Genomic DNA, 18373 nt, shown 5'->3' with positions numbered 1-18373 from the left:
CCCCCCGTTTGATCGAACCGGATGCCGCCGGTCATTCCCACCCCACAAGGGATAGGAGAGAGCCCGCACACAACCGCCTCAGGCCGCGTCGAACAGGGCGCAGGTCTCCGGGCTGCGGGACCAATGCTCGGTGCGCTGACAGGTCAGCCGCGCCCTCGGCATCGTCCGGTAGAGCGCAAGGCTCTCGCGCACGAGCCCCGCGAGATCGAGCACCGAGGGAGGCGCCTTCGGCATCGCCCGGCGCTTGAAGACGTAGGAACCTTTCAGGCCGTAGGCCTCCGCTACCGCAGGGTACACCGGCCAGATCACTTCGCCGAGCAGGTCATCGGCGAGATAGGCCTCGACCGGCAGCGGTGCCGGGTCGAGGCCAGCCTCCGTCGCCAGCCGTAGCGCGATATCGGCCATCACGAAGAGCTTCGGATGGTTGATGCCGTGCATGAATGCCCCCCGCCGCGACCAGCGCAGGAGATCGGGAGCGAGATCGAAGCCGATCGACCGGCTGGTCTCGACCAGATCGTCGGCCGCCAGATCCCAGCCGTCGAGGAAGCCGAGCCGGGCGAGCACGTCGTCCCGGAACAGCCGCAGGATGCGCTCCTCCGACAGGCCGCGCAGGTATCCGAACAGTGTGATTGCCGAGTGGTAGGTGTGGAGCGGTGAGGGCACCAGGCCGGCCGCGCCGCCCGCCGACAGATCCCCGACATAAACCATGTCGGGATGGAAGGCGGCGAAGACGATCGGAGGGAAAAGCCGCGCCCGCGGCAGCAGGCTTAGCAGCTCCGCCAAGCCGCCATCGGGGAAATGCCCCGCCGCGATGGGTTGCGAGAAGACGTGATCGTAACGGGCCAAGCCGTCCGCGAAGGCGCGCAGCGTGCGTGCGCGCCGGCTGATCTGCCCGGTCGGCACCAGCGTTACGGCGGCCTCCGGCAGCAGCACTTCGAGCGAGCGAGCCACGCCGCGCGCCTGACAGTTTCCGATTACGGCGATCCGCGGGCCGCCGCGATACGGGACATCGCGCGCGGCCGGCCAACACGGGAGCCGGGCCAGGGCGCCCAGCAGCGCCTGGCGCCCTGTCTGCAGGACGGACACGGTGCGGACTACTCTCGCTTGATGATGCGGTCGACCACGAGGTCCGACCAGAAGCCTGGCCGGAAATCGCGCCTGAGCGCCTCGGGGTCGTAGTCCGTCTCGACCCAGTCGAGGAAGCTCTGGCCGCGCGGCTCACCCTCGCGCAGGTAGCGGGCGAAGAAGGCGTCGAGGATGCCCGTCCTGGCGAAGCGGAAATGCCCGTAGCGGGCCGAGAGCTGAAGCATCGCCTCGCGCACGGGCACGCCCTCGTGCAGGATCAGGAACAGGGCTGCCCCGAGCCCGGCGCGGTCCGCGCCCGACTTGCAATGCATCACGGCGGGATAGTCGATCGCAGCGAACAGTGCCTGGGCCTCGCGAATGGTCTCCTTGGTCGGCGGCTCGCGCGAGCGCAGGACGAGGTCGACGAGAGTGAGGCCCTGTCGCTCGCAGGCCTCGCGCTGGAGGGGCCAGGAGCCGTGCTCGCGTCCGCCGCGCAGGGAGATGACGCTTTTCACGCCCTGCCGCTTGAACCAGGCGAGCTGGTGCGGGCTCGGCTGAGCCGATCGCCAGACCAGACCGCTGCCGACGCGGTGCCGGTTGAGATAGGCGAGCCGCAGGACGCCATGGTCGAGCAGCAGCATGTTCGCCCAGGCTCCGGCGCGCGCGAGCGGCCCGGTGATGGGCTGCTCGAACCGCGCGATGCGCGCCGTGCGCCGCGCGGAGCGTGCCTCGAAGGAGAGGTAGCGGTTGAACAAGGGGACCGGCTGCGGGGCGTCTCGGCAGGGCTCGCCGAGCCGCCGATCTATCAGGCGGCCCGGCGGCCGACAACGCGAGCGGGCCGCCGCCTTGGTTTCGCCATTGCCCCGGCGCTCCATTTGCCCTCATCATACGCCAACCTGCTTCGGAGGCCCGCGCATCCATGAGCACGAAGACGATCAGCATCCGCCGGGCCAAGCCTGACGACATCGGGATGCTGTCGGCGGTGTTCGAGGCCGCGTGGCGGGAGGCCTATCAGGGCGTCATCCCCGGCGTGGCGCTGCAAAAATTCATCAGCAAGCGCGGTCCGAGCGTCTGGCGCGGCATGATCGGCCGTGGCCGCGGCCTCGCCGTGGTGGAATTCGGCGATGACGTCGTCGCCTACGCGTCTTACGGACGGGCGCGTGACCGCTCGCTGACGGCGGAGGGGGAGGTCGACGAGCTCTACGTCGCGCCAGAATACCAGGGGCTGGGCTTGGGCTCGCGGCTGTTTCGCGCGGTGCGCAACGATCTCGCCGACCACGGGCTCGCCCGCGTCGGCGTCTGGGCGCTTGCCGACAACGACCGCGCCCGCGCCTTCTACGAGGGGCTCGGCGGCCGACCCGGGCCGGAGGCGATCGAGCGGGTTTCGGGCTCCTGCCTGCCGAAAGTCGCTTACATTTTCGGCTGAAACCTCGGCCCTTGGCCTCGGCTATGGCCGAACGGCCGATTTCCTTGGCGCGTCCGGCGGTTTAGAAGCCTGCGACAGGAGAGCAGAGTACTCTCCCCCAGGTCCGCAGGAACCGCTCCGATGATCATCGACAACATCTCGATCGGCAAGAACACGCCTCACGACGTCAACGTCATCATCGAGGTGCCGATCGGCGGTGAGCCGATCAAGTATGAGATGGACAAGAAGTCCGGCGCCCTCGTCGTCGACCGGTTCCTCTATACCTCGATGGTCTATCCGGGGAATTACGGCTTCATCCCGCACACCCTCTCCGGCGACGGCGACCCCTGCGACGTGCTCGTCGCCAATACCCGCGCCATCGCTCCGGGCGCCATCATGAGCGTGCGCCCGGTCGGTGTGCTGGTGATGGAGGACAATGCCGGCGAGGACGAGAAGATCATCGCCGTTCCGTCGCGCCACCTGACCGCCCGCTACGAGCGCATCCAGAACTACACCGATCTGCCGGACATCACGATCCACCAGATCCAGCACTTCTTCGAGCACTACAAGGATCTGGAGCCCGGCAAGTGGGTCAAGGTCGTCCGCTGGGGCGACAAGGAAGAGGCCCACCGCCTCATCCTCGAGGGCATCGAGCGCGAGAACGCCGCCAAGGCCAGCAAGGCCTGATCTCGGGCGGAGCTAGATCTCGTAACACGCGCCGGAGACCAGGGAACCGCCCTGCGATTCCGGCGCGAAGCCCTCGGGACCGCGATACTGGGCGAGAGCGATCGGCTCGCGTTCGCCGTTGGCCGGCGTGACCGCCATGACGCCGTGGGTTTCGACGAAGGCGACGCCGAGTTCCTGCGGACTGCGCCAGGCCACGTTCGTCGTAAAGCTTTCGCGGGTCTTCTGGACGACGAGCCGAAACTCGTTGGGAATACCGAAGACACTGTCGACGCATAGTCTCGCCCCGTCCGGCGACCTATCGATGATCCGACATGCGATCGGGTTTCCGGTTTTCGTAATGATGTATCCGACGCTGTCCACACGGACGCGCGGCCGTCTCCTGCGCTCGATCACGAATGTTCTCCCAGTTGAAGGAGACTATACGCGCAAGCACCGTGGGCTGTCGGTTGCTGATCAATTAAGATGGCTCGGCAGCCACAGCTAAGCTGTGCCGCCCGTGGCAAACACTCTTCCAAAGCGAGGGCTCGACGTCGCGGCCGCGCATCGCTGGGAATGGGTCGCGACGGCTACGAGGATCGAGGATGTCGGCGATCGCCCTGCTGGGCCGACCCCGATGGCCTCTAATCCTCGCCGACGCCGAACAGCTTCTCGATGAAGTTGCGGTCGTCCCCGCCGCGGCGGCGCTGCTGCGGCGGCGGGCGGGTCGAGGCGGTCTGCTGTGGCTCGCCGGTGATCGCGCCGATGATATCCCCGATCGGGTTCGGAGCCGCCTGGGCCACGGCCGCCTCGGGCCGCGCGTGCCAGCGGTTCATGCCGGGCAGCGGCACCGGCTTCTCGCCCTTGAGGGCGGTGGTCATGTAGGTCTTCCAGATCTCCAGCGGCAGGCTGCCGCCGGTGGCCTTCTTGGTCGACTCGCCATCGTCGTTGCCGAGCCAGACGCCGGTGACGAGGGAGCCCGAATAGCCGATCATCCAGGCGTCGCGATAATCCTGGCTGGTGCCGGTCTTGCCGGCGAGGTCCCAGCCGGGGATGTCGCCCTTCCGGGCGGTGCCGCTGACGAAGGTCTCGTGCATCATCGCGTTCATCATGCCGTCGGCGTCCGGCGACATGACCTTGCCGAGGCCGCCGGCGCCGCGCTTGTACAGCACCTTGCCGTCCGCGCTCTTGATGCTCGCGATCACGTAGGGGATCACGCCGGTGCCGCCATTGGCGAAGGCGCAATAGGCGCCGACCATCTCCATCGGCGTGACCTCGGAGGTGCCGAGCGCGATCGAGCCGTTTGCCTGCAGCGAGGACGAGATGCCGAGGCGCTGGGCCGTCTGCACCACGGTCTTGGGGCCGACCTCCTGGCCGAGCCGCACGGCGACCGTATTGAGCGACTGTGCCAGGGCGTCGCGCAGCGTCACCGGGCCATGATAGGCGTGCGTGTAGTTCTCCGGTGACCAGTTGCCGATCTTGATCGGCGCGTCGTCGCGCACAGTGTCCGGCGTCAGGCCGCGCTCGACGGCGGAGAGGTAGACGAAGGGCTTGAACGACGAGCCGGGTTGGCGCTTGGCCGTCGTGGCGCGGTTGAACTGGCTCTGCGCGTAGTCGCGGCCACCGATCAGCGCGCGCACGGCGCCGTCCGGCTTCATGGAAACCAGGGCGCCCTGGCCGACATTGTAGCGCACGCCCTTGGCGTTCAGCTCATCGACGAGGGCCTTTTCGGCCGCCGCCTGCAGGCCGGAATCGACGGTGGTCGCCACCACGATGTCGGCCTCGAATTTCGGCAGGAAGTCGTCGAGCACGTCCATCACGAGGTCGGCGACGTAGTTGGCCGATCCACCGCCGCGGCTCGAAAAGGTCCGCGCGGGTTGCGCCAGCGCGACTTTGACGTCCGGCTCCTTGGCGAAGCCGAGTTCCTGCATCGCGGCCAGCACCTGTGCGGCGCGCACCTGCGCGGCCTTGAGGTTGCGGTTCGGTGCGAGGCGCGAGGGCGCCTGGACCAGGCCGCCGAGCATAGCGGCCTCCGCGAGGCTCACGTTCTTGGCGGGCTTGCCGAAATAGCGCTGGGCCGCCGCCTCGACGCCGTAGGCGCCGGCGCCGAAATAGACGCGGTTCAGGTAAAGCTCGAGGATCTCGTCCTTCGAGTATTTGTGCTCCAGCCACAGAGCCAGGATCGCCTCCTGGATCTTTCGCGAGGCCGAGCGCTCGGGGGTGAGGAACAGGTTCTTGGCGAGCTGCTGCGTCAGGGTCGAGCCGCCCTGGGAGACGCCGCGCCGGGTCACGTTCTGCACCACCGCGCGGGCGATGCCGACGGGATCGACACCGAAATGGTCGTAGAAGCGCCGGTCCTCGATCGCCACGAAGGCGCGCGGCAGGTAGGGCGGCAATTCCTTGATCGAGACCGTGCGGCCGCCGGTCTCGCCGCGATTGGCGAGCAGCGAGCCGTCGCTGGCGAGAATCGCGATGTTGGGCGGGCGTTTCGGAACGCTGAGCTGGTCGATCGGCGGCAGTTGCGAGGCGTGATAGGCCACGAGCCCGGCGACGCCGATCACGGCCCAGAGGCCGAGCACCACGCCGGTATAGACGAGTTTGCCCAGGATCGAGCCGCGACGCCGCGAGCGACTGCGCGAGCCGCCGCCGTTGCCGCGTCCGCCGCCACCGCTACCCTTGGCCGGCTGCCGGCCGCCGCGATCTGTCGAACCCGATCCGCGCTTCGCCACGCCGCCCCCTGCGCGATCGCTCGCGGACATGCGGAGATCGGAGCCCCGATCCGCGCCGCGGCCCTCGGGCGCGTCGAAGTTCGGCTCCTGCCTCGTCGTCCGCCCGCGTCCGTTTGCCATGTGCCCGATCTGACCCGTTCCGCCCGAAACCGCGTAACAGCGGAGCCGGCCGGTCCCGGTTCCGCACGGTAAATGCGGCGGGTTTAGGGAGCGTTAACCCATAAAATCTGATTGTTTAGCAAACACATGCACTTATCGTGTCGCACTCCGGCGATCCTCTCGGATCGACGTTCGGAAGGCCGCGCGGGCTTTTCACGACGCGGCCGATCGCGCGATTTAATTTTGAACAATGCTTCCGGCTGCCGGTTCTCGGGCACAACCTCGGAACTGGAGATTTCTCAATGCGCTTCGCAACTGCAGCACTGGCAGCCACTCTTGCCTTTACGCTCCCCGCTTCCGCCTGGGCTCAGGCTGCCGCCGGCAGCAATAACGGGCCAGGCAAGACGAACAGCCAAGAGGGGACCGTGAACAACCCTGGCAGTGTCAACGGGAAGAGCGAGACCGGATCGTCGACGGCGGGCGGCTCGATGCAGAAGAGCGGCGGGTCCATGAGCAAGGAAGGCGGCGCCATGAAGAGCGGCAGCGCCAACGGCCAGGAGCCTTCCCCCGCCAACCCGAAGCCGGGGCAGTAACCTACAGCCCCACATCCGCTTCCGAAGCCCGCCCGGTTCGCCGTGGCGGGCTTTTCGTTTCTGAGCCCTTTGCACCCTCGGAGAGGCGCGAGCCAAGTGCTCTCGTGACGTTTCCGTGACAAGGCCACACAGTGGGTTGTGGCGGCCCCGCTACAGCATGGCATTGGGCGGCCCGCTAAGGGCTGCCTCAGTTCTTCCCTGAGACAAAGAACCAACTTTGAGCGCGTTTCTCTTGCGAGGGGCGCGCTCAATTCTTTTCGGCATTGCCGGCAAACGACGCTCAGCTTCAGCTTCACCGCATCGAATTCGGTGTCAGCTTGCCGCTGCGCTCGCAACGACGGCTGAAGAGCCCGCGCACGGAAGGCGTTCAGCGCCGCGATCCGCCTGAAACTTTCGACGCGTGTGAATGCGTATCCTCGTCTCGGGCTCACGCAGAGCAAGCGAGGGATGCCCGGCTTCAGAGCCCGCCCGGAATTGCCCTATCCCGGAGCGGGCTTTGTCGTGCTGCAGACGGACGAGACACGCAGAGGGACCGCCCGCGCGAACCAGGCCCCGGCGCCGCCGGTTGACCCAGATCGGCACGACGCTTGCCAGGAGTTTCTCCGAGGAAGCGCCGCACGACGCCACGGAGCGCCACGCGCATGATCGGCCTCTACTTCGTGACCTGCCTCGCCGCGAACCCGGCACACTGCGTCACGCGCACGCACTACTTCGACGAGCCGGTGCAGACGCCGACGCAATGTCTGCGGCTCGCCCAGCCGGCCATGGCCGGATGGCAGAACGATCACGAGCACGAGCGGTGGCGGATCGAGCGTTTCCGCTGCGGAAGCCCGCCGCGCGATCCCGGCTCGAACATCTGAACGGCTGCCTCGGACGCTTCGCCGTCATTGCGAGCGCAGCGAAGCAATCCAGGGCCGATGGGCCTGCGGTGCAGGTGTGATCTGGATTGCTTCGGCTTCGCCTCGCAATGACGGCTGACGGGCCGTTTCGGCGGAAGCTGGCCGTGCCTACGTCACACGGCTGTCGCAGGAATCACGGCCCTTGCGGCCCAGGCCATTGCCGGCTCAGCCGTCCTGGACGGCTCTCATTGCTATCAGCCCGCCCGGTTCGCCGCGGCGGGCTTTTTCGTATCGGTGACCGATCTCGCGTCAGGCCGGGTCGGGACGCGCCTGCGAGAGGAAGTCGTTGATCCGCTCCAGCGCCCTGCGGATGTTTTCTGCCGAATTCGCATAGGACAGGCGGATATAGCCCTCCGCGCAGACCCCGAAATCGGGGCCGCCGATCACCGCGACGCCCGCGTCTTCGAGAAGCGCGGAGGCGAGTTTCTTCGCCTTCCAGCCGGTCTTCGATACGTTCGGGAAGGCGTAGAACGCGCCCTTAGGCGAGATGCAGGAGACGTTGGGCAGGGCGTTCAGCCCGTCGACCACGATCTTGCGGCGCTTGTCGAACTCCGCGACCATCTCGGCCACGCAATCCTGGGGGCCGTTCAACGCGGCGACGCCGGCCCATTGCGTGGAGGCATTCACGCAGGAATGCGCGTTCACCGCGAGCTTGCGGGCGGCCTCGTAAAGCTTCTTCGGCCAGACCGACCAGCCGAGCCGCCAGCCGGTCATGGCGTAGGTCTTGGAGGCCCCATCGAGATAGATCAGCCGGTCGCGGATTTCATCGTATTTGAGCAGCGAATGGTGCTGCTCCTCATCGTAGGTCATGGTGCCGTAGATCTCGTCGGACATCACCGCGAGATCCGGATGCGCGGCGAGGCCGGCGACCAGCGCGTCGATCTCGGCCTTGGGCGTGACGCCGCCGGTCGGGTTGGCCGGGGAATTGACGATCAGCAGCCGTGTCTTCGGCGTGAGCAGCGCCAGCGTCTCCTCGGCGGAGAAGGCAAACCCGTTCTCCTCGCGGATCGGCACCGGCACCGGCGTCGCGCCGGTGAACTCGATCATCGAGCGGTAGATCGGAAATCCGGGATCGGGGTACAGGATCTCGACGCCGGGCTCGCCGAACATCAGGATCGCCATGAACATGGTGACCTTGCCGCCCGGCACGATCATCACCGAGTCCGGCGACACCGTCACCTGGTGGCGGCGCAGGATATCCGCGGCCACCGCCTCGCGCAGCGGCAGGATGCCCACTGCCGGCGTGTAGCCGTGATGCCCATCGCGAAGTGCCTTGATGCCGGCCTCGACGATGTGGGCCGGCGTCGGCATGTCGGGCTGGCCGATGCCGAGATTGACGATGTCTCGGCCTTCCGCGGCGAGAGCGCCCGCGCGCGCCAGAACGGCGAAGGCGTTCTCTTCGCCGATGCGATCGAAAGCGGGAACGACGTGGGGCATGGAATCCTCGTACGGTTGAGCCCGCTCATCGGGCGTGGCCGAGGAGACCCGCGGGCCATCCTCGGACAACGCACGAGCAAGACATCAGCCGTTCGAGCGCTCGGCGAGCTTGCTGGCCGCGAAGGAGATCGCGCCACCGACGATGATGAGGATCACCGAGGTCTTCACGGCGGCGTAGAACAGCTCCGGCAGGATCCCGGTATCGGTGTAGAGCACGAGGCCGATCGCGGTGAGCGGCAGAAGGAAGAGAATACCGAGCGGAACCAGCGGGTTCATGGACAAGCACTCACGTTGAGCGGGGTTGAGTCCCCGCATCCGGAAAACAGGTGCTCATAGCACTGCTTTCCCGGCAATGGGACACCTTTGCTCGACGATTGAGGGTTTCACGGCCGAATTTGCAGGTGGGAGCATCGTCATTCCGGGGCCGCGGAGCGGAACCCGGAATCCACCCGTGATGCGCCGCCTGGGCATGGCGAAGCAGCCAGTCGTGGATTTCGGGTTCGCCTTCGGCGCCCCGGAATGACGGGTCTGGGCTTCGGATGGCGCGGCCGGCAGGCCCGAACGTGATTCGCGGTCCGGAAGAACCATGTCCTAGGAGCGGCTTAAGCACTCCCACTTCGTTGTAAATCCGCCGCGTCAGCGTGCATTCTGCATACAAATTGAGCGGTGCTGGTGCATTTCTTCGCCTCATTCACGCAACATTCGGGTTCGATGGCGGAGAAGCGCGTGACGGGGTCGCCTCGAGTGGCTACGGCGCACGCGGCATCCTCCGGAGAGACACCCGGCCCGCCTTCATGTCCTCATCGCCGATGACGTCATCGACACCGTCTTCCGCTCCGGCACAGGTCGAGCAGCAGATCACGGCGCTTCCGAGCGCGCCGTCGCCCTGGCGGCTGATCGGGCGTGCCCTGCCGCGCGCCGTCGGCCTGTGTTTGACCGTGATGGCGGCGGTCGCGATCCATCGCACGCTCGGCCGCGTCTCGATCGAATCGGTGACGAAGGCCTACGACCAGATCCCCGATTCGGCGCTCGCCCTGGCGCTCCTGCTGACGGTGGTCAGCTTCGCGGCCATCGCGGTCTACGATCTCATCGCCGTCGAGGCGGTCGCTCCGGGGCGCATCCCTCGCATCGCGGCCCTCGCCACGGGAGCGGGCGGTTACGCGGTCTCGAACGCTCTGGGCTTTCCGATCCTGACCCAGGGCGCCTACCGCATGCGGGCCTACGGATCGCGCGCCTCGGGGCTCGCCGATGTCGGACGCGTGCTCGGCGCCTCGTGGTTCGCGCTGCTGATCTCGCTCGTCACCATGACGGCTTTGGCGTTGATCTGCGGCCCCGAGCATTTCGGCGGCTTCGGCGATGCCAAGGCACAGCTCGCCGCCCTGCTCGGTGTGGCGGTCCTTGGCCTCGTCGCCGGATCTCTGATCTGGCTCGGCCCGACCTCCAAGACGCTGCGCGTGCGCGGCTTCGAGCTGCGCCTGCCGACCTCGCGCGCGGCGCTCCTGCAGATCTGCGCCGGCATCGTCGACATCACGGCGGCGGCCGGCACGCTCTACGTGCTGCTCCCGGCGGATGTGGCGCCGGGCTTCCCGGCCTTCCTCCTCGCCTATATCGCGGCCACCGTCGTCGGCATCGCCAGCCATGCGCCGGGCGGCCTCTGCGCCTTCGAGGCGACGCTGCTGGCGAGCCTCGGCCTCGCGGATCGGCCGGACCTGTTCGCGGCTCTGCTCGCCTACCGCATCATCTACATGCTGCTGCCCTTCGGCCTCGCGCTGACCGGGCTGGCGGGCGTGGAGGCCTATCGCCGCCGCGAGCCGATCCAGGCGTCCTTGCGCTTCCTCGAGCCGATGGTGCCGGCCGCCTGGTCCGCCATCGCCTTCGCCGGCGGCTTCATGCTGCTGGCCTCCGGCGCGACCCGCGACCTCGCCTCGCGCATCGCCGTGCTGTCCGAGGTGGTGCCGGTTCCGTTCATGGAGGCCTCGCATTTCGCCTCCTGCCTCGTCGGCATCGCGCTGCTGGTGCTCGCGCGCGGCCTGTACCGGCGCCTGGCCCGGGCCTGGAACGCTGCCGTGATGCTGCTCGTCATCGGCGCAGGCTTCGCGCTGGGCAAGGGACTGGACTGGGAGGAGGCGACGCTGCTGACCGCTCTCGCGGCGCTTCTCGCCCTGTTCCGCGGCTCGTTCTACCGATGCCCCAAGGCGAACCCCTTCGCGGTGAGCCGGATCTGGCTGCGACGGGCCGGGTTGCGCTCGACCCTCGCGGCAGGCGGCCTGCTCACTGCCGCCTCCGCCGGGATCGGCTTCCTCGGGTGGACGCATGTCGCCGTCGCCGACGCCCTCTGGTGGCAGATCTCCTGGGACGGGAGCGGCTCGGGTGCCGCCCGCGCCTCCTTCGCCTTCATGGTGGCGCTCGCCGCCGTCGGCTTCGATGGCGCCGTCAATCATCGCGGCCGACGCCGCCAGCCGGAACCGGTCGTGCCTTCTGACATCGCTGATCTCGTCGCGGCGTCGCCGAACGCCTCGGCCGCGATGGCGCTGCTGGGCGACAAGGAATTCCTGACCTCGCCCGACGGCGAGGGCTTCGTGATGTATGCACGCGCCGGCCGCAGCCTCGTCGCTCTGGGCGATCCGGTCGGCCCGGCCCGGCTCCAGGCCGATCTCGCCTGGTCGTTCCGCGAACTCGCGGATCGGGCCGCCGCGCGCCCGGTCTTCTACGGCGTCGGCCCCGAAAATCTCGCCCTGTTCCTCGACATGGGCCTGACGGCACTGAAGCTTGGCGAAGTGGCGCGCGTCCCGCTGGCGGATTTCTCGCTGAAGGGACCGACCCGGCACGACCTCCGCTACGGCCAGCGTCGCGCCGAGAAGGAAGGCCTCGCCTTCGAGATCCTCCCCCGAGAGCGGGTCCGTGCCGCCATGCCGGAGCTGCGCGACGTCTCGGATGCGTGGCTGGAGCTGAAGCAGGGCGGTGAGAAGCGCTTCTCGATGGGCGCCTTCGATCCGGCCTATCTCGCGCGCTTCGACATCGCGGTGATGCGCAAGCAGGGCCGGATCGTCGCCTTCGCCAACCTGCTGCGCGGCGCTGACCGCAACGAGATCGCCATCGACCTGATCCGCTACGCGCCGGATGCCTCGAAGGTGATCATGGACGCGCTCTTCGCCAACCTGCTGCTGGCGGCGAAGGAGGAGGGCTACCGCTGGTTCAACCTCGGTGCGGCCCCGCTCTCCGGCCTCGTCGACAAGCGCCTCGCCTCGCGCTGGAACCGCTTCGGCGCCTTCCTCTACCGCCGCGGTGCCGACCTCTACAGCTTCGACGGCCTGCGCAGCTTCAAGCAGAAGTTCGACCCGGTCTGGACGCCCTACTACCTGATCTGTCCCGGCGGCCTGCAGACGCCGAAGACGCTGCTCGACGTCGCGACCCTGGTGAACGGCTCGCCGTTCGGCCTGATCCGGCGATGAGGCTGGGCCGCCGGCTGGTCGGCGGTGGGATAGGCGCAGCCGTCGTCTTGCTCGGCCTTGGCCTGCTCTGGCTTCACCCTTGGGCGCCGGACGCTGCTCCGGTCTTGCCCGAGCGCATCGCCTCCTCGCATTTCGAGGACGTCCTCGTGGAGGCTCCGGCCAGCACGCCGGTCGGTCTCGCGGCAATCCTCTCGGGCGCTGGCGGCACCGGCGAGACCGAGCGTCAGCTCGGCGCGGCGCTGCGCGCGCGGGGCTTCATCGTGCTGCAGCTCGACCTCGAAACATGGCGCAAGGCCATTGATCGCGACACCACGCCCTGCATCCGCCCGATCGTCGATATCGAGCTTCTGGCCAAGGAGGCGCAACGCTCCCTGAAGGGCCAGAATTATCTCCGCCCGGTCCTCGTCGGCGTGGGGGAGGGCGGGACGCTCACCGAGGCCATCCTTTCGCGCACCTTCGCGGCGACGCTGGGCGGCGGGGTCGCGCTCGACCCGGCCGAGCGGCTCGTCACCGCCCGCCCGATCTGCGACGACAAGGCGCCGGTGGCCGACCCGCTGCCATCACCCGAGGGCGGCTTCACCTACCCGCTGCCGCTGCGGACGCAGGCGCAGCTCACGGTGCTGAGCGCCGCGCAGCTCCCCGTCTCCGAAGCGAGTGCGCCGGGCGCCGGACCCTTCGTCATCGACCGTCATCCCGAGCCGGAGCCGAGGTTTCGCCTAGGCGCTGCCGTGAACGCGGTTTCCGCCATCGCGGCTCAGGATGCGGGGCCGGGCGGCCTGCCGCTCGTCGACCTGCCGGCCCTCGGCAAGACGAGGGCCGTGGCCGTGTTCTTCTCCGGCGACGGCGGCTGGCGCGACATCGACAAGACCATCGGCGAGCATCTCACCCGTGAGGGCATCCACGTCGTCGGCATCGATGCGCTCCGCTACTTCTGGAAGGACCGCGAACCGCAGACGGTCGCGGCCGACATCGCCGCCATGCTCAAGGATGCCGATTCGAGCCGCACCCTGCCGGTCATCGTGCTCGGCTACTCGTTCGGGGCCGACCTGTTTCCGTTCTCGTGGCCCTATCTCCAGGCCTCCGTGCGCGACCGTGTCCGGCTCATCGCGCTGCTCGCGCCGAGCCGCAGCACCGGTTTCAGCGTCTCGGTGAAGGGCTGGCTCGGCTTCGGCGGCGAGCATCCGGTGCTGCCGCAGCTCGCGGCGCTCCCCCTCGATCGTGTGCTCTGCGTCCACGGTTCGAAGGAACACGACTCGCCCTGCCTCGATCCGAGTCTCGCCGCCGCCCGTCGCCTGCTGATCGACGGGGGGCACCATTTCGACGGGGACTATCCGGCATTGGCGCGGCGGATCATCGAGGAGGCAAGGTTGCCTCGATGAGCGGTCGCCATTGGCGGCCGTAGCGGTCGAAATATGAGGTTTCGTCCCGCGCGGTTGGGGGCGATCGCCTGTCGAAGTATTCGCGCGGCGACATGATTTGGACCACGCTGCGTTCCGAAGTGATCGGTCGATACGCAGCGTGGCCGTTTCAATGAGTTAGAGCATGCTTTAGTGCGTAGCCGCTGCCCCGCTCACGCGCCAGACGGTGTTGCCGACATCGTCTGCGACGATGAGAGCGCCGGTCCGATCGAGCGTCACGCCAACCGGGCGTCCGCGGACTGTCTTCTTGTCCTGCGCGAGGAAGTCGGTGACCACCGGGATCGGCGCTCCGTTCGGCTTTCCATCGACGAAGGGGACGAAGATCACCTGGTAGCCGTTCAGCGGGTCGCGGTTCCAGCTGCCATGCTCGCCCACGAACGCGCCGTTGGCGAATTGCGGTGACACCGTCTGGCCTTGGCTGAACGCGACACCGAGGGCCGCGACGTGGGAGCTCAGGCCGTAATCCGGCTTGATCGCCTTCGCCACCAAGTCGGGCTTCTGTGGCTGGATGCGCACGTCGACGTGCTGGCCCCAATAGCTGTAGGGCCAGCCGTAGAAGCCGCCCTCCTTGATCGAGGACAGATAGTCCGGATCCGCATCCGGCCCGTTCTCGTCGCGCCCGTTGACGACGGCGAACACCTGCCCCGTCCCGGGTTGGATGGCGAGATTCGTCGGATTGCGGATTCCGGTCGCGTAGAGGCGCGTGGCGCCGGTCAGCCGGTCGACCTCGTGGATCGCAGCGCGGCCTTCCTCGATGTCTATGCCGTTCTCGCCAACGTTGCTGTTAGAGCCGACGCCGACATAGAGCTTCGAGCCATCCGGGCTGGCGACCATCGCCTTGGTCCAGTGATGGTTGATCGGGCCTGCCGGCAGATCGGTGAGCTTGGTCCCAGGCTCCTTGATCTCCGTCTGCCCGGGCTTGAACGGATAGGCGATGATCGCGTCGGTATTGGCCACGTACAGGGTGTCCGCGACCCATGCGACGCCGTAGGGCGAGTGCAGATGGTCGACGAGCACCGTCTTCAGCTCCGGAACGCCATCGCCGTCGGCATCACGCAGCAGCGTGATGCGGTTGCCGCCCTTGTCGGCGGCGCCGCCGCGGGCCTTGATCGAGCCCGAGATGTAGTCCTTCGGCCGGAAAGGCTTGGTCCCGGGGCCGTTGCTTTCGACGACGAGGATATCGCCGTTGGGCAGCGGGTAGACGATGCGCGGATGCATCAGCCCGTTCGCCATGGCCTGGATGCGCAGGCCGGCGGGAACCGTGGGCGTTTCCCCGGCCTTCCAGCCGATGGCCTGCGGCACGCTCATCGGGGGGATGATGTACGCTTGAGACTCCGGAATATCCGGATTCGGCCCGTATTGCTTCGAGGGATCGCCGCCCTTGTCGCTGCATCCGGCGAGCAGAGCGACGATCATCAGGCTCGAGGCCGCGCGGAATCGCTTCATGGTCATGCGTTCTCTCCCCGGGCGGGAGCCTTGAGGCCGGTCACGCACCAGCCGCGAAGGCCGGCAACGAGGAGCAGGATCGCGACGATGGCCGACACGGTGATCCCGGACGGAACGACGGACGTCCAGCCATCGCGCGTGTGAATGAAGACGTTGACGATCGAGAGGAGCGCCGCGACGGCCAGCAGGCCGAAGTCCGGCCAGCGCATCGGGCCTGCCCTGCCGAGCACGAAATCGAGCACGAGCACGATCGCGGCGATCAGGGCCAGCACGAGCCCGCCGGTGATCAGCCACGCCGAGAAGTTCGCCCACTGCACCAGCGCATTGCTGAAATACATGTAGTCCGTGAACAGGGCGGCCATCAGCAAGGCCCCGCCAAGTCCGACGAAAAACGAGTGCAGCGGCCGGGGCGTACGGCCCTCGCCGATTTGCCTAGCCATTTTTTCCTCCAATGAAGCGACGACTTGAGAAAGCTCGGTCGAGCATGCGTGAAACGCGAAATCTCGGGAAAGGTACAACCGTACTCGGTGGCTTCATCGCGAATGCGATGGTCCAACACCGTGATGCCACCGAAGCCGCAACGGGCGGCCACGTGCCCATTTGCACGAAATCGGATCTTGGGTCGCGACGCGGTGCCGCAAGTGCGTAACAGATCTGCCGCGCTGTAAGATGAAATAAGTTTCTGATTTGTTTCACATTATTCGCTTCAGGCTCAGCGCAGTTCCCCCTGCGCCATAAGCCGATGGGTCGATGCCTGCCTCAAACCGCCTCGTACGCGAACAGGACCGAGATCACCGACAGGCTGACCAAGCCGAGGACGAAACAGACATCCGCGGCCGTCTCGAGCTTGGCTGAGAGCCGGCTCTCGGCAGGCCATCGCATCGAGAGATAGGAGGCGCCGGAACTCGCGAGGAACAGGACCGCGGTCAGCGCGGCATACTCGTCGACGTGGCTCGGCCCGATCCGCGCTTCGATGATCTTCACGAGGCCGATGAAGGTGGTGCAGACGCCGATCATCGTCGCGGCGCTCGGCAGGATGTGCTGCGACAGCCCGGCTGCGCTTCCGGCCCCTCTCCAGCGATGACCGCGACAGGTCGTCATGCCCGCCGGACCATTGGCGTCATCCATCAGAACCGCTGCTCCTGACGGCCTGGATTGGGACCCGTGCCGTGATAGGCCGCCATGCAGGTGTGCCAGATCTGGGAGCCGAGGTCCCAGAGGCTGAGGCGGTCCGGATTGGGCGCGGTGAACACCTGTGCCCGGGCCTGCTCGCGACAGGCGGCATCCGCCGGGCCCTGGATCGGCGGCTCATTGGCCCCGGCCTGCCCGCTCGCGCCGACGATGACGGCAAAGGCAAACAACGTTGTCCTCATGGCGAAGTCCTTCCTGTCAGGGCCTGGCGCCCTCCGTGGGAGGCCCTCGTTATCGGCCGCAACGAAGATTGGCCGGTGATTATCAATAGCTTTCTGGACGTTTGCGCCACTATCACAAGTTAAGATCATCTCTCATCGCAATAATTTAGCAACCCTGGACAATGCCGAGATTCAATATCAGTTGCCATTCCGAATGATGACGTGCTTTCCTGAATTTGGCAGGAGATTCCATCATGAGATTCGCGCCCATAGCTTGGACGAGCGTCATCTGTTTGACTGTCCTGCTTCCCATTTCTGCCAAGGCACTCCCGGTTGCTGCCGATCTCGGTGTTGCAACTCCTGTTGAGCAGGCGGCGGGCGGTTGCGGACCGGGCCGCTGGCGCGGTCCGTGGGGCCATTGCCGGAGCACGCCCTATGTCGGCCCGCTCCCGGGTGGCTGGTATCAGGTCAGGGGCGGCGGCAATGGCTGTCCGCCCGGCTATTGGCGCGGCCCCTGGGGCCACTGCCGCAACACCCCCTATCACGGTCGTCTGCCGGGCGGCGGCTGGAAGCCGTGAGCCGCGACTTTCCGCGCAGGCGAGACGGCCGATCCGTCCTCGCCCTACGGTCGCGTGTCTCGCGCATCCTCGGCTCGATTCTGGTGCTGGCGGCCCTCGCCGGCGCCCCCGTCCCGGTGGAGGCGAAGGGCGGCCGATCCTCGCCGGGGACGCTGCTCGATTCCCAGCCCCTCGGGAACGCACCCTCGGGCGCGGCGGCCTATCGGGTGCTCTACCGGTCGATCGGCCTGCAGGGTGAGCCCATTGCCGTATCGGGCGCGATCATCGTGCCCGCAGGCCCCGCGCCGGCGGGCGGCCGGCCGGTCGTCGCCTGGGCCCACCCGACGACCGGCGTCGTCGACAAATGCGCGCCCTCGCTCGCGCGTGTGCTCTACCGCTCGATCCAGGGGCTGAGCGACCTGCTGGAGCGTGGCTACATCGTCGCCGCCACCGACTATCCGGGCCTCGGCACGCCGGGTGTTCACCCCTATCTCGTCGGGATCAGCGAAGGCCGCGCCGTGCTCGACTCGGTGCGGGCTGCGCGCCAGCTCGTGGGATCGGGTGGCGCCTCGAACGCCTTCGCGGTTTGGGGGCATTCACAGGGCGGCCATGCCGCGCTCTTTACCGGCCTTCTCGCCCGCCCCTATGCGCCGGACCTCTCGCTCGTCGGCGTCGCGGCCGCAGCTCCGGCCACGGAACTCGCCACCCTGATGATGGCGGATCTCGACACGTCGGGCGGCAAGAATCTCACGGCGATGACGCTCTGGTCGTGGTCCCAGGTCTACGGCGCGCCGATGACGAAGGTGGTGACGCCGGATGCGGTGCCGGTCATCAACCAGCTCGCCAACGACTGCATCGAAACGATCTTCGACGTGCTGGAGCATCGCGGCCCGTCCAAGGCCCTCGACCGCAGCTTCCTCACCGTCGACAACCTGGCGCAACGGGAGCCCTGGCGCTCGCTCCTCGCCCGCAATACTCCCGGAACGCTGCCGCCGCGGATCCCGATCTTCCTGGCGCAGGGCAGCGACGACACCCTCGTCCTCCCCCGCGTGACCCTCGACTACCGCACCAAGCTCTGCCGCGCCGGCAGCCGGGTCGAGTTCGACCTCGTCCCGGGCGTCGGACACCTCTCCATCGCCAAGGACGCCGCTCCGGCTGCGATCGACTGGATAGCGGACCGCTTCGCGGGCCAAGCCGCTCCGAGCAATTGCGGAGCGGATTGAGAGCTTTGCGACGGTCGGCGAAGCGGGTAAATTGG

18 protein-coding genes are annotated in these 18373 nt (G+C 67.6%); 8 read left to right on the top strand and 10 right to left on the bottom strand.

What is annotated here, in order from left to right:
- Window positions 1–78 precede the first annotated feature (78 nt).
- The gene (locus GGR33_RS05175) at window positions 79–1086 is read right to left on the bottom strand and encodes a WcbI family polysaccharide biosynthesis putative acetyltransferase (RefSeq protein WP_284211014.1); all 1008 of its coding nucleotides are present in this window, start codon (window positions 1084–1086) and stop codon (window positions 79–81) included.
- Window positions 1087–1094: 8 nt separating this feature from the next.
- Window positions 1095–1820 carry a fused DSP-PTPase phosphatase/NAD kinase-like protein gene (locus GGR33_RS05170; protein WP_183503525.1) on the bottom strand — a complete coding sequence of 242 codons (726 nt, stop codon included), beginning with the start codon at window positions 1818–1820 and terminating at the stop codon, window positions 1095–1097.
- A gap of 164 nt (window positions 1821–1984) precedes the next feature.
- Between GGR33_RS05170 and GGR33_RS05165 the strand changes: the two genes are divergently transcribed.
- Window positions 1985–2491 (top strand): GNAT family N-acetyltransferase, encoded by a 507-nt coding sequence (locus GGR33_RS05165; RefSeq protein ID WP_183502607.1) that lies wholly within the window; start codon window positions 1985–1987, stop codon window positions 2489–2491.
- A gap of 120 nt (window positions 2492–2611) precedes the next feature.
- Entirely contained in the window at window positions 2612–3157 is a 546-nt protein-coding gene (gene ppa / locus GGR33_RS05160) for an inorganic diphosphatase (RefSeq protein WP_183502605.1), read from the top strand.
- A gap of 12 nt (window positions 3158–3169) precedes the next feature.
- On the opposite strand, the gene GGR33_RS26205 is transcribed toward ppa, so the two are convergent.
- Both GGR33_RS26205 and GGR33_RS05150 read right to left on the bottom strand, forming a co-directional pair.
- The gene (locus GGR33_RS26205) at window positions 3170–3550 is read right to left on the bottom strand and encodes a PilZ domain-containing protein (protein ID WP_183502603.1); all 381 of its coding nucleotides are present in this window, start codon (window positions 3548–3550) and stop codon (window positions 3170–3172) included.
- Window positions 3551–3777: 227 nt separating this feature from the next.
- Window positions 3778–5982, bottom strand: coding sequence for a transglycosylase domain-containing protein (locus GGR33_RS05150; RefSeq protein WP_183502601.1), 2205 nt, complete (start codon window positions 5980–5982; stop codon window positions 3778–3780).
- Window positions 5983–6386: 404 nt separating this feature from the next.
- Here GGR33_RS05150 and GGR33_RS05145 point away from each other — a divergent pair, with 404 nt between their 5' ends.
- Together GGR33_RS05145 and GGR33_RS05140 are read left to right on the top strand one after the other, a co-directional pair.
- On the top strand, window positions 6387–6554 hold the full coding sequence (locus tag GGR33_RS05145; RefSeq protein ID WP_183502600.1) for a hypothetical protein: 168 nt from the start codon (window positions 6387–6389) through the stop codon (window positions 6552–6554).
- A 641-nt stretch (window positions 6555–7195) separates the two neighbouring features.
- Complete coding sequence (locus GGR33_RS05140) at window positions 7196–7414, top strand: hypothetical protein (RefSeq protein ID WP_183502598.1); 219 nt, start codon at window positions 7196–7198, stop codon at window positions 7412–7414.
- A 288-nt stretch (window positions 7415–7702) separates the two neighbouring features.
- Here GGR33_RS05140 and GGR33_RS05135 read toward each other — a convergent pair whose 3' ends face one another.
- Together GGR33_RS05135 and GGR33_RS05130 are read right to left on the bottom strand one after the other, a co-directional pair.
- Entirely contained in the window at window positions 7703–8890 is a 1188-nt protein-coding gene (locus GGR33_RS05135) for a pyridoxal phosphate-dependent aminotransferase (protein ID WP_183502596.1), read from the bottom strand.
- Between the two features lie 84 nt (window positions 8891–8974).
- Entirely contained in the window at window positions 8975–9166 is a 192-nt protein-coding gene (locus tag GGR33_RS05130; RefSeq protein ID WP_183502594.1) for a hypothetical protein, read from the bottom strand.
- A 533-nt stretch (window positions 9167–9699) separates the two neighbouring features.
- On the opposite strand from GGR33_RS05130, the gene mprF reads away from it, so the two are divergent.
- Both mprF and GGR33_RS05120 read left to right on the top strand, forming a co-directional pair.
- Window positions 9700–12342, top strand: coding sequence for a bifunctional lysylphosphatidylglycerol flippase/synthetase MprF (mprF, locus tag GGR33_RS05125; RefSeq protein ID WP_183503523.1), 2643 nt, complete (start codon window positions 9700–9702; stop codon window positions 12340–12342).
- Entirely contained in the window at window positions 12339–13721 is a 1383-nt protein-coding gene (locus GGR33_RS05120; protein WP_183502592.1) for a virulence factor family protein, read from the top strand. Before mprF ends, GGR33_RS05120 begins: the two co-directional genes overlap by 4 nt.
- Window positions 13722–13889: 168 nt before the next feature.
- Here the strand turns inward: GGR33_RS05120 and GGR33_RS05115 are convergent, their stop codons facing one another.
- From GGR33_RS05115 to GGR33_RS05100, 4 genes are all read right to left on the bottom strand, one after another.
- A complete protein-coding gene (locus GGR33_RS05115; protein ID WP_425488749.1) occupies window positions 13890–15206 on the bottom strand; it encodes a PQQ-dependent sugar dehydrogenase in 1317 nt (438 codons plus the stop codon).
- Window positions 15207–15208: 2 nt separating this feature from the next.
- A complete protein-coding gene (locus GGR33_RS05110) occupies window positions 15209–15646 on the bottom strand; it encodes a DUF2231 domain-containing protein (RefSeq protein WP_210301853.1) in 438 nt (145 codons plus the stop codon).
- Window positions 15647–15965: 319 nt separating this feature from the next.
- Window positions 15966–16307, bottom strand: a complete 342-nt coding sequence (locus GGR33_RS05105) for a hypothetical protein (protein WP_183503519.1) — start codon at window positions 16305–16307, stop codon at window positions 15966–15968.
- A 26-nt stretch (window positions 16308–16333) separates the two neighbouring features.
- Entirely contained in the window at window positions 16334–16579 is a 246-nt protein-coding gene (locus GGR33_RS05100) for a hypothetical protein (protein ID WP_183502588.1), read from the bottom strand.
- Between the two features lie 233 nt (window positions 16580–16812).
- Here GGR33_RS05100 and GGR33_RS26500 point away from each other — a divergent pair, with 233 nt between their 5' ends.
- Together GGR33_RS26500 and GGR33_RS05095 are read left to right on the top strand one after the other, a co-directional pair.
- Window positions 16813–17136, top strand: a complete 324-nt coding sequence (locus tag GGR33_RS26500) for a GCG_CRPN prefix-to-repeats domain-containing protein (RefSeq protein WP_425488743.1) — start codon at window positions 16813–16815, stop codon at window positions 17134–17136.
- The gene (locus GGR33_RS05095; RefSeq protein ID WP_284211009.1) at window positions 17133–18338 is read left to right on the top strand and encodes an alpha/beta fold hydrolase; all 1206 of its coding nucleotides are present in this window, start codon (window positions 17133–17135) and stop codon (window positions 18336–18338) included. Before GGR33_RS26500 ends, GGR33_RS05095 begins: the two co-directional genes overlap by 4 nt.
- Window positions 18339–18373: the final 35 nt, after the last annotated feature.

The organism is Methylobacterium brachythecii (assembly GCF_014196345.1).
In the GTDB taxonomy this organism is placed as follows: domain Bacteria; phylum Pseudomonadota; class Alphaproteobacteria; order Rhizobiales; family Beijerinckiaceae; genus Methylobacterium; species Methylobacterium brachythecii.
This window is presented reverse-complemented; position numbering and strand designations above follow the sequence as displayed.

Coding starts and splice junctions, on each gene's coding strand:
- GGR33_RS05165 (WP_183502607.1), top strand. CDS start 1,985: ATGAGCACGAAGACGATCAGCATCCGCCGGGCCAAGCCTGACGACATC.
- ppa (WP_183502605.1), top strand. CDS start 2,612: ATGATCATCGACAACATCTCGATCGGCAAGAACACGCCTCACGACGTC.
- GGR33_RS05150 (WP_183502601.1), bottom strand. CDS start 5,982: ATGGCAAACGGACGCGGGCGGACGACGAGGCAGGAGCCGAACTTCGAC.
- GGR33_RS05140 (WP_183502598.1), top strand. CDS start 7,196: ATGATCGGCCTCTACTTCGTGACCTGCCTCGCCGCGAACCCGGCACAC.
- GGR33_RS05135 (WP_183502596.1), bottom strand. CDS start 8,890: ATGCCCCACGTCGTTCCCGCTTTCGATCGCATCGGCGAAGAGAACGCC.
- GGR33_RS05130 (WP_183502594.1), bottom strand. CDS start 9,166: ATGAACCCGCTGGTTCCGCTCGGTATTCTCTTCCTTCTGCCGCTCACC.
- mprF (WP_183503523.1), top strand. CDS start 9,700: ATGACGTCATCGACACCGTCTTCCGCTCCGGCACAGGTCGAGCAGCAG.
- GGR33_RS05120 (WP_183502592.1), top strand. CDS start 12,339: ATGAGGCTGGGCCGCCGGCTGGTCGGCGGTGGGATAGGCGCAGCCGTC.
- GGR33_RS05115 (WP_425488749.1), bottom strand. CDS start 15,206: ATGAAGCGATTCCGCGCGGCCTCGAGCCTGATGATCGTCGCTCTGCTC.
- GGR33_RS05110 (WP_210301853.1), bottom strand. CDS start 15,646: ATGGCTAGGCAAATCGGCGAGGGCCGTACGCCCCGGCCGCTGCACTCG.
- GGR33_RS05105 (WP_183503519.1), bottom strand. CDS start 16,307: ATGACGACCTGTCGCGGTCATCGCTGGAGAGGGGCCGGAAGCGCAGCC.
- GGR33_RS05100 (WP_183502588.1), bottom strand. CDS start 16,579: ATGAGGACAACGTTGTTTGCCTTTGCCGTCATCGTCGGCGCGAGCGGG.
- GGR33_RS26500 (WP_425488743.1), top strand. CDS start 16,813: ATGAGATTCGCGCCCATAGCTTGGACGAGCGTCATCTGTTTGACTGTC.